The organism is Streptomyces sp. NPDC048297 (assembly GCF_043201585.1).
Lineage (GTDB): Bacteria > Actinomycetota > Actinomycetes > Streptomycetales > Streptomycetaceae > Streptomyces.
On the sequence record NZ_JBICZA010000033.1, the window covers coordinates 81,019 to 93,662 of the forward strand.

General features: G+C 70.5%; 11 protein-coding genes. 1 reads left to right on the plus strand and 10 read right to left on the minus strand.

Annotated features, from left to right (window positions below):
- Window positions 1–21: 21 nt before the first annotated feature.
- The gene (locus ACGFYV_RS29740; protein WP_393881595.1) at window positions 22–750 is read right to left on the minus strand and encodes a nucleotidyl transferase AbiEii/AbiGii toxin family protein; all 729 of its coding nucleotides are present in this window, start codon (window positions 748–750) and stop codon (window positions 22–24) included.
- A gap of 76 nt (window positions 751–826) precedes the next feature.
- Between ACGFYV_RS29740 and ACGFYV_RS29745 the strand changes: the two genes are divergently transcribed.
- Entirely contained in the window at window positions 827–970 is a 144-nt protein-coding gene (locus ACGFYV_RS29745; RefSeq protein ID WP_393881596.1) for a DUF397 domain-containing protein, read from the plus strand.
- 50 nt (window positions 971–1,020) lie between these two features.
- Here the strand turns inward: ACGFYV_RS29745 and ACGFYV_RS29750 are convergent, their stop codons facing one another.
- The 9 genes from ACGFYV_RS29750 to ACGFYV_RS29790 form a co-directional block, all read right to left on the minus strand.
- The gene (locus ACGFYV_RS29750; RefSeq protein ID WP_393881597.1) at window positions 1,021–1,845 is read right to left on the minus strand and encodes a recombinase family protein; all 825 of its coding nucleotides are present in this window, start codon (window positions 1,843–1,845) and stop codon (window positions 1,021–1,023) included.
- Between the two features lie 373 nt (window positions 1,846–2,218).
- A complete protein-coding gene (locus tag ACGFYV_RS29755) occupies window positions 2,219–3,097 on the minus strand; it encodes an ABC transporter permease (RefSeq protein WP_393881598.1) in 879 nt (292 codons plus the stop codon).
- Window positions 3,094–4,212 carry an ATP-binding cassette domain-containing protein gene (locus ACGFYV_RS29760; RefSeq protein ID WP_393881599.1) on the minus strand — a complete coding sequence of 373 codons (1,119 nt, stop codon included), beginning with the start codon at window positions 4,210–4,212 and terminating at the stop codon, window positions 3,094–3,096. Before ACGFYV_RS29760 ends, ACGFYV_RS29755 begins: the two co-directional genes overlap by 4 nt.
- 228 nt (window positions 4,213–4,440) lie before the next feature.
- Window positions 4,441–4,596: a VenA family class IV lanthipeptide gene (locus ACGFYV_RS29765; RefSeq protein ID WP_393881600.1), complete on the minus strand. Its 156-nt coding sequence runs from the start codon at window positions 4,594–4,596 to the stop codon at window positions 4,441–4,443.
- 43 nt (window positions 4,597–4,639) lie between these two features.
- On the minus strand, window positions 4,640–7,318 hold the full coding sequence (gene lanL / locus ACGFYV_RS29770) for a class IV lanthionine synthetase LanL (RefSeq protein ID WP_393881601.1): 2,679 nt from the start codon (window positions 7,316–7,318) through the stop codon (window positions 4,640–4,642).
- 466 nt (window positions 7,319–7,784) lie between these two features.
- The gene (locus ACGFYV_RS29775) at window positions 7,785–8,162 is read right to left on the minus strand and encodes a Tn3 family transposase (protein ID WP_393881615.1); all 378 of its coding nucleotides are present in this window, start codon (window positions 8,160–8,162) and stop codon (window positions 7,785–7,787) included.
- Between the two features lie 108 nt (window positions 8,163–8,270).
- Window positions 8,271–8,921, minus strand: a complete 651-nt coding sequence (locus ACGFYV_RS29780; protein WP_393881602.1) for a DUF4158 domain-containing protein — start codon at window positions 8,919–8,921, stop codon at window positions 8,271–8,273.
- A gap of 200 nt (window positions 8,922–9,121) precedes the next feature.
- Window positions 9,122–10,837: a methionine--tRNA ligase gene (gene metG, locus ACGFYV_RS29785; protein ID WP_393881603.1), complete on the minus strand. Its 1,716-nt coding sequence runs from the start codon at window positions 10,835–10,837 to the stop codon at window positions 9,122–9,124.
- Window positions 10,838–10,971: 134 nt separating this feature from the next.
- Entirely contained in the window at window positions 10,972–12,621 is a 1,650-nt protein-coding gene (locus ACGFYV_RS29790; RefSeq protein ID WP_393881616.1) for a VWA domain-containing protein, read from the minus strand.
- Between the last annotated feature and the right edge of the window lie 23 nt (window positions 12,622–12,644).

The following is a 12,644-nucleotide window of genomic DNA, read 5'->3' on the forward strand; positions in this document are numbered from 1 at the left end:
TACCAGCCCCTTGCCATTCTCTTACCAGGGGGATCCCGCGTCGGGCGACTGGTCGTCGGGGGTCTCCTCCTCGGGCGACTCCTCGTCGGGCGACTCCCCCTCCTCCATCAGCCGCTCGGCGATGTCGTCGGACCAGTGCTGGGCCCAGGCCCGCAGGGCGGTGACCGCCGCGTCGTCCAGGCCGTACCGGGTGAAGTCCGCGTCGGAGTAGAAGTCCGTGCCGGTCAGCCGGGACTGGAGCGTGGGCAGGTCGAAGGGGTCATGGGCGTGCCGGCGGCCCAGCTCCTCCAGGTCCGGCAGGGAGAACCGGGCGGCGGCGGCCCGCGCGTCGATCAGGTCGACGGCCGCGCCCCGGTCGTACAACGCCCGGATCTTGGTGCCGACGGCATCCTCCAGGGACAGCGCGGGCCCGTACTCGGTCAGCTGCGGGGGCTGCCAGAACGCCTCCTTGTGCAGGGCCAGTTCGCACGGCTCCCCGCTCGGCGGATCGACGACCGTCAACTGTGCCGTGAGCGCGGTGACCACCGCGACCCGCACCTGCCGGCCCCGCGCCTCCAGCACCGCGCCGAGGGCCCGCGCCGTCCGCTCCATGGACTCGCCACTCTCGGTGGCGAAATCGAGGTTGGCGTGCGGGCGCCGCAGCAGGCCGTGCGCCTGGAGGGCATATCCGCCGGCGAGCACCAGCCCGTACGGGCCGCCTGCCGTCACGACGTCCGCGAGAAGACGGTGGTGGGGTTCGGGGAGGTTCACGGTATGGGGACTCTGCCAGAAGTCCGGAAGTTTTTTCCGCAGGGTCCGAGTGACGGTGTCGTTGCGTACGGTGACTGTGACGGCGCGTGCGGGTAGCGTCCGCGACTCCAAGTACCGCGACTCCAAGTACCGCGACTCCAAGTACCGCGACTCCGGTCCCCGTCTCGCCCTGGCGGCGGAGGCGTGGACGGAATTCGTGGCGTACGCGGCGGGGGACTGACTCCGCACACGGCACTGATCTCGTAAACCTACGGCGAGGGGACATGTAGCTCAGCGTGACTTCAGTGCCTCTGCTTGAGTGCGGGGTTCGGGGACGGTTTCGTTGCTCATGGCGGCGAAGTCGGCGTGGGCCTGCTCGACGGCCTCCGGATACGCCTCGCGCTTGGCGTGCTCGGCGAGCGCCCGGTAGACGCTGGCCACCGAGGAGCTCCGCCCCTTGCGCTTGCCGGTGGGGATGATCAGGTAGGGCTGGATCTGCCCGACGGACTCGCCGTTCGCCCTGCGCCGCAGCACGGTGTGGAGCATGTCGTCGGTGATGACGGGTGGCTGGCCACCGTGCTTGCCCTTGCGGGCCGCGATGTCGAGCCCCTCCAGCGTGCACTCCCGGATGCTCTCCCGCTCGGTCTCCGTCATCGCCGCGAAGAACGCAAACAGCGGCTTCCCAGGGCCGGTCGGGTCGTAGATGCCGGGCAGGGGCCCGGCGAGCATCTCCAGGACCAGGCCGTGGGCGGTGAGGTGGTCGGCGAGCGCGGTGAGCTCGGCGGCGTCGCGGCCGAGCCGCTTCATCTCGTACACGGTGAAGATGACCCGGCAGTGCGGGGCGTGCGCCTTGACTTCCCGGGCCGTTCGCAGGGCCTCCCCGGACTCGGGCCGTACGCGGCCCCGGGTGCTGATCTTCTCGCTGAAGATCTTGTCCCTGGGGATGCCGTGCTTGCCGAGCGCGTCGAGCTGGGAGTCGAGCTCCTGCCGGAGGGCCGAGCAGCGGGCGTATCCGACGCGGATGTCCGCGCTCGGCAGGTCCGGGTTGATCGGCGCCGGAGACTGGGTGCCCGGCCGCCACGGCCGCCCCGGGGCGCGGTCGGCGGGGGTCGGCACGCGCAGCGCCTTCTTCAGCCGGGCACCATGGTGAAGCGGCGGGTGTGGTAGGCGGAGGCGACCGCGCCGCCGCGCGAGCGGCACGGCGATCCGGGCTGGGCATCACACTGCGGACAAGCATGCTGTTCGACGTCGTCCGCGTCCGGCCAGTCGGTCGGGGAGGCTGCTGAGGGTCCGTCACGAGCCGGGATTTTCGCACCGCGCAAGTCTCAGAAAGGGGGTCCGTCCTGCTCTTGAGTGAGAACGGGTTCTGCGAACGAATCCAGGGCCGGTGGGGTTCCGGCGCCCCATGATTGATCTTGCTCGCGTAAAGGAATGTTTGTGAGAGTGACCGTGTGCGCAGTTCTGCCCCTTGCTCGTGGGCGGGTGCGGATCATTCGGGGCGGTTGAAGCGGTGGGCGGCCCACAGCAGGGCCAAGGCGCCGGTCAGCAGGAGGGCCGCGGTTTCGAGGGGCAGCGAGGGCGGCCGGCCGAACCATTCGATGCCCGCCGCGGCCGTCTGGTTGGGCACCCGGAGGGAAATGCTCCGCCGCAGCAGGTCCACTCCGTAGGCGAGCGGGTTGGCGGCGGCGAGCGCCCGGGCCCAGCCAGGCAGGCCCTCCAGCGGGAAGAAGCCGCCGGACAGGAACAGCAGCGGCATCATCACCAGCCCGAGCAGCATGTGGAACATCTCGGGCCGGCCCAGGCTCACGGCCAGGGCCAGGGACAGCGCCGTGATGGTGAAGGAGACCAGGATCATCCCGGCGAGCAGCAGGGCCAGGAGGAGCGGGTCGTAGGGCAGGCCCACCGGTCCGGCGAGGGCCAGCAGCAGGGCGCCCTGGACGGCGGCGACCGCCGTGCCCCCGGCGCAGTTTCCCAGCAGGAGGGTGGAGCGGCGTACCGGAGCCATCAGCAGTTCGCGCAGGTAGCCGCTCTGCCGGTCGGTGATCAGGCGGATGCCGACCGTGATGGCCGGCGTCTGCACGGTCATCATCAGCATGCCGGGGAACAGGTAGGCCTGGTAGCCCACGCCCAGCGTCGCGCGGGGGATCAGCGCGGCCAGGCCCCCGCCGAGGATGAAGAGGTAGAGCACCGGCTGGATCAGCATGAGCGCGGTGTGCGTGGGCTGGGAGGACAGGCGCAGCAGATCGCGGTGGACCAGTGCGTGGACGGCGCGCAGCTCCCCGCACAGGCGGGTCGGGGGCGCCGTCTCGGGCGCGTACTGGGAAACGGGAGCGGCACCGGGTGTGTTCGGCGGCGCGGGCGTCGTCACGATCCCTCCTGGGCGGTCTGCGGGGCCGGGCGCGGCGCGACTGCGGCCGGGGCGGAGGCTGGGTAGGGACGTGCGGTGTGGATGCTGCGTCCGGTGTGGTGGAAGAAGACGTCGTCGAGGGTGGGCGGGGTGGCGGAGGCGGCCTGCACGGGGATGCCGTGGGCTTCCAACGCGGCGCACAGGCGCGGGATCCACGCGCTGCCGTCGGGCACGCGCAGCCGGATGCCGTCGGCGTCCAGGGTGGTGACGGTGGCCGGCGGCAGGGTCCGGCGCACGACCTGGCAGGCCGCCGGGTCGTCACCGGTGCGCAGCACGACCTGGTCGTCGCCAATCGCGGCCTTCAGCGCGAAGGGCGTGCCCTGTGCCACCAGGCGGCCGGCGTCGATGATGGCGAGGCGGTCGCAGTTCTCCGCCTCGTCCAGGTAGTGGGTGGTGACGAAGAGCGTGGTGCCCTGCCCGTCCTGCAGGGCGCGCAGGTGCTCCCAGGCCTGGGCCCGGGCGTGGGGGTCGAGTCCGGCGGTCGGCTCGTCGAGGAAGAGGATCCGGGGCTCGTGCAGCAGGCCCCGGGCCAGTTCGAGGCGTCGCCGCATGCCGCCGGAGAGGGTGCGTACGAGGGAACGTCGGCGGTCGGCGAGGGCGACCGCTTCCAGCGTCTCGGTCGCGCGGCGGCGGGCCCGGCGGCGGCTCATCCCGTAGAGGCGGGCCTGGATGTGCAGGTTCTGTTCGGCCGTGAGGTCCGGGTCGAGGGCGCTGTGCTGGAAGAGGATGCCGACCTGTCGTCGTACCGCGTCGGGTTGCCGGCGTACGTCGGCACCGGCCACGGTGGCGTGTCCGGCGGTGGGGCGGGCCAGGGCGCAGAGTAGGGCGATGGTGGTGGACTTGCCGGCGCCGTTGGGACCGAGGAAGGCGAAGGTCTCGCCACGGTGCACGTCGAGGTCCAGTCCGCGCACCGCGTGCGTGGTGGTGCCGTCCGGGCCCGGGTAGCTCTTGACCAGACCGCGGGTGCTGATGGCGTACGCCGGTTCGGGCACGGACCGCGTGGCGTCCGGGTCCGCGGGCGCGGTGGCCAGGAGGGACGCCCGGGCGGGGGCGGCGTCACCGGCGTGTGGCTGCATGGGCGGGTCCTCGTCTGCGGGGAGTCTGCCTGGGATCCGGTCGGCGGCTGCTCCATGGCAGCCGCCGGCCGGAGGTTGATCGGGCCCTTGCGACTCTTTCCCTGTCGGGTGCCCGTGACGGAGCACGGGTGGTGTACCCGGTGGGGACCGGGGTCAGCGCGTCAACGAAACCGCCGTGGGTTCGGCCACTGACCGTGCCGGAGGCGAAAGGGCCTGGCTACTGTCTGGTCAGGCGCAGCTGATGCCGACGCAGACGGTGTTGAGGAGCGTCAGCAGGCCGATGCACTCACAGGTCGCGGCGAACGCCGCTCCGTCGGCGCCGACCGGGTCGGTCTCCGGAAGGGCGTGCAGGTGAGCCAGCAGTTCGACGTCGTGGTTCTCCATGACTTTCTCCTTCTGTGTGGGATGGCGGCAGGTGCCCTGCCGCTCAGCCCGGCTGCTGGAACATCCAGTGCCGGGAGTCTGTGTGGTGGACCCGCAGGAGGAACGCCAGGATTCCTGCGGATCCGTCGCTCCAGCCCGTCGAGACGTCCCCGTACTCGTTGGGGAAGACGACGTGGCCGTGGCGGGTGGCCCGTTCGGCGACGATGAGGCGAGCCAGGTCCTCGGCCATGGCGCGGTAGGTGGGCCGGCCGGTGGCCGCGGCCAGGTCGAGGAGGAAGTCGCCGTTGCCCGCCAGCCCGTGGCACTGGGTGAGCGGGGCGCGGGAGGCCCGCTCGACGACGGCCTGCGCGGCGCTCCGGGCGAGGTCGCCGAAGCGGTCGTCGCCCGTGGTCTGCCACAGCCGTATCAGGAAGGTGCCGATCCCGGCCGAGCCGTGACACCAGTACGGGGCGGTGGGCACGTCGCCGGCCTGGGCCGGCCACTGGGCGGCTCCGCCGACCGTCACGGCGGCCGCCACCAGTTCCTCACCGGCGGCCACGGCCAGGTCCAGGTACTCCCGGCGCTCGGACACGGCCGCGGCGGCGAGGAGGAAGCATCCGATGCCCGAGGTCCCGTGGGCGAAGCCCAGGTAGCGTTTGCCGGCCTCCCGGGAGACCGCTTCCCCCGGCACCGGCCAGCTGATGCCGCCGCTCTCGCGCCGCGCGGCGGCGGTCAGCCGGTCGGCGGCGTTGACGACGAGTTCTGCGAGGCGCGGATCACCGGTGCGCTGCCACAGGTGGGCGGCGGCCAGGCCGCTGCCCGCGCTCCCGTGGGTGATGTCGTGATGGGGGGTCGACTCCTGCGGGGCGAGGGCCAGGGCCAGGGCGTGGTCCATCAGGGCCCGGTCGCCGACGGCCCGGCCCGCCTCGTACAGCGCCCAGGCGGTACCGCGGCCGCCGAAGTGCAGGCCGGGGCGCGTGGAGCGGGTGTCGGTACGGGCCGCGGTCCAGTTCCCCGCCGTGGAGATGACCTCGGGCAGCCGGGGGTCGCCGGTGTGCTCGAAGTACCGGGTCAGGACGGCGAGGACGCCGGCCGCGCCCTGTTGGACGGTGCAGGGGTCGGTCTCCCCCGCCATGGTCGAGACGGGCCACAGCCGTCGCTCGTCCTTCGGGGTCATGGAATCGACGAGGTGGTCCACGACGGCCGCCACCGCTGCCGATGTCGTGTCGCTCCGGGGCCGCCGGTGTGCCGGTGCGGCGGCCGGCCCGCGTCGCGGGGCCGCCGTGCCGTCCGTACGGCTGAGGGCCGCGCGGGCCCTGGCCGGGTCCCAGCGCTCGGCCGGATCGTCCTTCATCAGCCCCAGGATCATTTCGGGCAGGCCGTCGGGCAGGGAGAGCGTGGCGGCGCAGGAGCTCAGCCATGCGGCGAGCCGCTGTTGCGCGGGCTCGTCGGGGGGCTCCTCGGGCAGGAGCTGGGGCACCTTGCCCGCGAGGACGAAGCACACCGTGGCGCCGAGGCTGTAGTAGTCAGCCGTGGCGGCGACCGGCGCGTTCAACAGCCGCTCGGGGGCGCTGAATCCGGGGGTCCCGACCGTCGTCGGCAGGGCCGCGTCGTCCTCAAGGACGGCGAGTTCCAGGTCGATGAGGCGCAGTTCACCGTCCGGCCGGACCATGATGTTGCCGGGGGTGAAGTCCCGCAGGACGCAGCCGTGGGCGTGGGCCGCGGCCACGAGGTCCACCAGGCGGGCGGCCTGGGCCAGGGCCTCGTCTCCGTAGCGTTCGCTCCCGGCGTCGCGGAAGCGCTCGGCCACCCAGTTGCGCAGCGGTATCCCCGGTATCTCCTCCTGGGCGAGAAAGAGGTGGCTGCCGTGCTCGAAGACTGCGAGGAGTTCGGGCGCCAGTCCGGTGCCGCCGAGGTTCTCCAGTGCCCTGGCTTCGGCGCGCAGCCAGTCGCGTACGTCGCTGCCGGACGCGTCCGCCTCCACGTGGGGTCTGGCCTCTTTGATGATCACGGGTGCGCCGGTGGTGGCGTCCGTGCCCCGGTAGACGCCCCCCTTGTTCGTGTGGCGGATCGCCTCCCGTACCGAAAAGCGGTCTCCCAGCAGCACCGGCCCGGCGGGCTTCTTGCCCGCGCGGGGCACGGGTACCGATGCGGGGAAGGGGCTGACGACCCAGGCGGGTGGCGTGTACTGACCGGTGCGCTTGTCCTCCACCGGATTGCCGTCGGGGTCCTCGATGAACCAGACCAGGAGCCCCTCGTCCGACAGCTTTCGCCGACCGACGAACGCGCCGTAGCGGTAGTGGACGAGGCTGTTCAGGGCGTAGGGCTGGTCCGACAGGATGCGCGGGCCGGCCAGCCCCTGCGTGGCCTCGTGCAGCAGCAGGGCCAGTCGGGCAGCGTCGGCGTCGGAGCGCGGGTAGACGGTGATGAACTTGCCCGAGCTTCCGCGTGGTGTGGCGCGGGAGTTGAGGGCGCCCACCTGGTCCAGGGACCGGGCGAACTTGAACACCGACTCGTCGCGCAGCAGCACGTCCAGGGACTTCACGAGCACCGCGGGCGCGGAGGCGGCGGTCGCCGACACGTGCAGCTTCCAGCCCTGCTGGTTCTGCGCCGCCGACAAGGGGGTCAGCCGGCACCACATCTCGTCCGCGTCGGTGGTCCAACGCGCTCCCTCACCGGTGGCGTCCAGCGCCTGGTGGAGCAGGTCTTCGAGTTCGACTTCGGTTTTATGATGGCTCGTCATGCCCGTTCCTCTCAACGGCGATAACCGCTGGCGGAATATGCCTTCGGTAAGAAAAAACGTACAACCGGCGCAAGGAGGAGGTGTGGGAATGTGCGCGCGGTGGTATTGCACCGGCGCTCTTCAAGTGGTGGGCCGGGAGGTGCTCCGGAAATGGAAGTGACAGGTGTGGGATCACCTTTGGATCGCGTCCCGGATATGTATCGGTACCGGCAAGGTCATGAGGCGGCGTGCGTCCCTGGCCTGCGGCGAGATCTTCGAATACCGCAGCGACCATCATTTTTGTGGCGTCAGTGCCAGTTGGGCCTCCATGTCGGCGAGATTTCCGGAGCGGCGCAAGAGGTCACTGAGGGGCCCCGGCCGTGACGGCTCCCTCTGCACCCCGAAGCATTCCTTGCTCACGCACTGCGGTAAAGAGTTCGATTCCGCCATGGAGTCGACGGGCAGCTCGAAAGGGATCCGGAGCATTTCATGATTCTCGATCAGGCGCCCAAGCTGCACACCAAGGAAGACATTGAAAGGTGAATGATTGAGCGGGCACTCCGAAATAGTCTCGAAATATTGGCTCTTCTGCTGGATCCGTGAGTCGTCGGTTGGAGTTGACGGTCCGGTAACCGTCCGCCGCTGGGACGCGAGACGGCCACGACGACGTGGCCATCCTCGCCCTCCGCACCCCAAACACCTCGTCCTCCGCGGCCGCCGGCCGGTACAGCTTCGCCGAGCCGATGTTCTTCAGCCTCGGCATCAGCCTGAAGTCGAGCATGCAGGCGAAGGCGAACCCGACGATCGAGGCGCCGTGCGTGTCGGTGTACTGCCGGTCCACCTCCATGTCGGTGCAGTGCCGCAGCGCACCGGTTCGCCCCCACCACCCAGATCTCCCTCAGCCGCCGCACCCCTGGAGCTTGTTCACCTCCGCCAGCCAGGCTCTCCAGCCCCGGCGCCCCCGGGTCCGTCTTCAACTCGGTGAGATGCGAGCGCCGCCACCGGCCACGGCGCCGTCACCATCGGCTCCCTCGCCGTTCCCGTCACCGCTCGCAACCAGGTCCTCCAGCCGCGAGCGGGTCGCATGGCCGAGCCGGTCCAGCGTGCCCCGGCAGAACTGCGCCTCGAAGTCCTTGACCGCCTTGCCCACCAGCCGCCCGACCTGCTTCGGCGCCGGCGGCTCGATTTGGTCATTGCGGCACCGAGCCACTACCGCCGCCAACCGCTCCCGCGACAGCTCCACCGGACACAACTCCGCGGCCAGCCACTGGGCCAACCGCTCCTGGTCCTCCTCGGTGCTCGCGCGGAACCCGTACGCAGCCCGGATCTCGCCCCGGTGCCGCTGGATCGCCCTACCCTGCCAGTCATAGGCCGCCCACGCCTCAAACGGCACCTTCACCTGCTGGGCCAAGTACTCAACCGCCGCGACGGGCATCTCCTGGCGGACTCCGGGAACCGGGCCTCCACCTCGAAGAACTTCAGCAACAACGCGAAGCCCAGCCGGTTCGCGCCGGATTTGTTCCGCAGCCTCTTCATGTCGTCTTCGAGTAGCGTCCAGACCCCGATCAGGTCCTCCGGCTCCCAGTCCTGCCGCACCCGTACTCCCGCACCCGTACTCCCGCACCCGTACTCCCGCACCCGGTTGATGTGATCACCACATCGTTGCGACGGGCGATGAAGGCCGGGCAGGAAGATCAAGAACGTTGCCCGATGGCTACCCACAGCTACATGTCCGGTCGCCGTAGCTATACGAGAACAGGGCCCACACGCGCGCGCCCCGCGCCGGGTTCGCACCGGGCTCGGGGTGTCGGGTGCGGTGGCGGGTTACGACGGCTCGCCGCCGAAGCGCTCTTTGTAGGTTTCCAGGTCCTCGTCCGTGAGCTTGGCGAACAGGACCGGGGGCACGGTGAAGGGGGTGCCGGCGGGGACGGAGGTCAGTGCCTTCGCCTCGTCGGCGGTGACCCAGGTCGCCGTGTCGTCGGCCAGGGCGAACGCCTCGCGCATGGTCTTCGCCGACGCCGGGATGAAGGGCTCGGAGACCACCGAGTAGAGGTGGATGAGGTTCATCGCCGTGCGCAGCGTGAGGGCGGCGCCGTCCTTGTCGGTCTTGATCTCCAGCCAGGGGGCCTTCTCCTCCAGGTAGGAGTTGCCGGCCGACCACAGGGCGCGCAGGGCAGCCGCCGCCTTGCGGAACTGGAGCGCCTCCATCTGCGACTCGTACTCGCCGAGGAGCTTCGCGATCTCCTCGCCGAGACGTGCCTCCGCCTCACCCGGCTCGCCGCCCGCGGGCACGTCGTCGCCGAAGCGCTTGCGGGAGAAGGACAGGACACGGTTGACGAAGTTGCCGAGGGTGTCCGCGAGGTCCTTGTTCACCGTGGCCGTGAAGTGCTCCCAGGTGAAGGAGGAGTCGTCCGACTCGGGCGCGTTGGCGATCAGGAAGTAGCGCCAGTAGTCGGCCGGGAGGATCTCCAGGGCCTGGTCGGTGAAGACGCCCCGCTTCTGGCTGGTGGAGAACTTGCCGCCGTAGTACGTCAGCCAGTTGAAGGCCTTCACGTAGTCGACCTTCTTCCACGGCTCGCGCACGCCCAGCTCGGTGGCCGGGAACATCACGGTGTGGAAGGGGACGTTGTCCTTCGCCATGAACTCCGTGTAGCGGACGTCGGTGTCGACGTCGTACCACCACGACTTCCAGTCACGCGTCGACGGGTCCTGGTCCGCCCACTCCTTCGTCGCGCCGATGTACTCGATCGGGGCGTCGAACCAGACGTAGAAGACCTTGCCCTCGGCCGCCAGCTCCGGCCAGGTGTCCGCCGGGACGGGAACGCCCCAGTCCAGGTCACGGGTGATCGCGCGGTCGTGCAGGCCCTCGGTCAGCCACTTGTGCGCGATGGAGGAGGCCAGCTGCGGCCACTCCTTGTCGTGCCGGGCGACCCACTCGCGGACCTCGTTCTCCAGCTTCGACTGCAGCAGGAAGAGGTGCTTGGTCTCGCGGATCTCCAGGTCCGTGGAACCGGAGATCGCGCTGCGCGGGTTGATCAGGTCGGTCGGGTCGAGGACGCGGGTGCAGTTCTCGCACTGGTCGCCGCGGGCCTTGTCGTAGCCGCAGTGCGGGCAGGTGCCCTCCACGTAGCGGTCCGGCAGGAAACGGCCGTCGACGGGCGAGTAGACCTGGCGGATCGACCGCTCCTCGATGAAGCCGTTCTCGTTCAGCTTGCGGGCGAAGTGCTGGGTGATCTCGCGGTTCTCGGCGCTCGAACTGCGGCCGAAGTAGTCGAAGGCCAGCGCGAAGCCGTCGTAGACCGCCTTCTGCGCGTCGTGCGCCTGTGCGCAGAACTCGGCGACCGGGAGGCCCTGCTCCTTGGCGGCCAGCTCGGCGGGGGTGCCGTGCTCGTCGGTGGCGCAGATGTAGAGGACGTCCTCGCCGCGCTGGCGGAGGTACCGGGAGTACACGTCCGCCGGGAGCATGGACCCCACCATGTTGCCCAGGTGCTTGATCCCGTTGATGTACGGAAGGGCGCTGGTGATGAGGTGTCGAGCCATCGGGGGCTGCTCCCAGGTCGCGGAGGGTACGAACCTTGAAATCGTAGCCGACATGTGTATGCCGCCCGCTTCCCGTTTTAGGGGGTGGGATGCGGGCGGCACGGTTACTGAGGGTATGTGGTGGTTTGGGGTGGTTACGGGCGCCAGGTGGCCAGGACGCCTTCGTACAGTTCCGTGTCCGTCAGCTCGCGGGGGGCCGGGCCCGCGTGGAAGAAGGACGTGTTGCCGGTCTTCAGCTTGCGGAGGTAGTCGAAGGCCTTGTTGTCGTGCTCACCGAAGGCGACGAAGGAGAAGAACACGTTGGGGTGGTTCTTCGCGGCCTCGGTGAGGGACTGGGTGGCGGGGGTCTTCGCGTCCGGGGCGCCGTCCGTCTGGAAGATCACCAGGGCGGGGGTGGTGTCGGCGGACTTCTCGTGGTGCGCGAGGACGGCTTCGACGGCGGCGTGATAGCTGGTACGGCCCATGCGGCCGAGGCTCGCGTGCACGTCGTCGATACGGGTCTCGTGGTCCGCGGTCAGGGTGAGGTCGGTGGTGCCGTCCACTTCCGTGGAGAAGAAGACGACGTGGACCGTGGCCTCGGGGTCGAGGTGGGCCGCGAGGGCGAGGGTCTGGTCGGCGAGGGCCTGGGCGGAGCCGTCCTTGTAGTACGGGCGCATGCTCGCGGAGCGGTCCAGCACGAGGTAGAGCTTTGCTCGGGTGCCGGTGAGGTTGGTTTTGGTGAGGGTGGTGGTGGCGGCGTTGTAGGCGGTGGTGAGGGAGGGGGTTTGGGAGGTGAGGAGGGTTTTGTTGTCCGGTGCGGTTGGCTCCGCCGGGGTTGCCGTTTCCGCCTCGGCTTCGCCTTCGGCGGGTTCGTTCCCACCCGCACCACCCGTGCGGGTTTCGTTGTCGGGTGTGGGTGGCCCCTGTGGGGTGTGCTCGCCGTCGGCGGGTGCGGGTGCGTCTGCTGCGGTGGTGGTTGCCTCCGGCTCCGGCGCGGCCTCCGGCTCGGCCTTGGCCTCCGGCTCCGCCTCGGCCTTGGCCTCCGGCTCGGCCTTGGCCTCCGGCTCCGCCTCGGCCTCCGGGTCGGCCGCGGGTTCGGTTTCCGCCTCGGCTTCGCCTTCGGCGGGTTCGTTCCCACCCGCACCACCCGTGCGGGTTTCGTTGTCGGGTGCGGGTGGCCCCTGTGGGGTGTCCTCGCCGTCGGCGGGTGCGGGTGCGTCTGCTGCGGTGGTGGTTGCCTCCGGCTCCACCTCAGCCACTGGCTCCGCCTCAGCCTCCGCCACCGGCTGCGGCTCAGGCTCGACCTCGGCCACCGGCTCAGCCGCAGGCTCCACCGTGGCTTCGGGCTCGGCCTCGGGCTCAACCGTGGCCTCGGTCTCAACCGTCAGCTCGGGCTCGGTCAGCGGCTCAGGCTTGGCCTCGGCTGCAGCCGTCGCCTCAACCTCTACTTCCGACTTCGCCTCGGCCTCAGCTTCGGGCTCGGCTGCCGGCTCCACCTCTGCTTCGGGCTTCGTCTCGGCTTCGGGCTCGGTTTCGGCCACCAGCTCGGTCTCAGCCGCGGGCTCCGTCTCCTGCTCGGCCTCAGCCGTCAGGGGCGCGCCGGAGTCGGCCTCGGCCTCGGCTTCAGCCGTCGGCTCCTCCTTGGCCACCGGCTCGGCCTCGGCCTCAACCGTCGGCTCGGGCTCGGCCTTCGCCACCAGCTCTGGCTCGGTCTCCGGCTCTGCCTCGACCTGAGCCGTCGGCTCCTCCTCGGCCACCGGCTCGGCCTCGGCCTCAACCGTCGGCTCGGGCTCGGCCTTCGCCACCAGCTCTGGCTCGGTCTCCGGCT

Bases quoted from the DNA above. Each gene is read 5' to 3' on its own strand.
- ACGFYV_RS29760 (WP_393881599.1), bottom strand. From the start codon at position 4,212: ATGCAGCCACACGCCGGTGACGCCGCCCCCGCCCGGGCGTCCCTCCTG.
- ACGFYV_RS29765 (WP_393881600.1), bottom strand. From the start codon at position 4,596: ATGGAGAACCACGACGTCGAACTGCTGGCTCACCTGCACGCCCTTCCG.
- lanL (WP_393881601.1), bottom strand. From the start codon at position 7,318: ATGACGAGCCATCATAAAACCGAAGTCGAACTCGAAGACCTGCTCCAC.
- metG (WP_393881603.1), bottom strand. From the start codon at position 10,837: ATGGCTCGACACCTCATCACCAGCGCCCTTCCGTACATCAACGGGATC.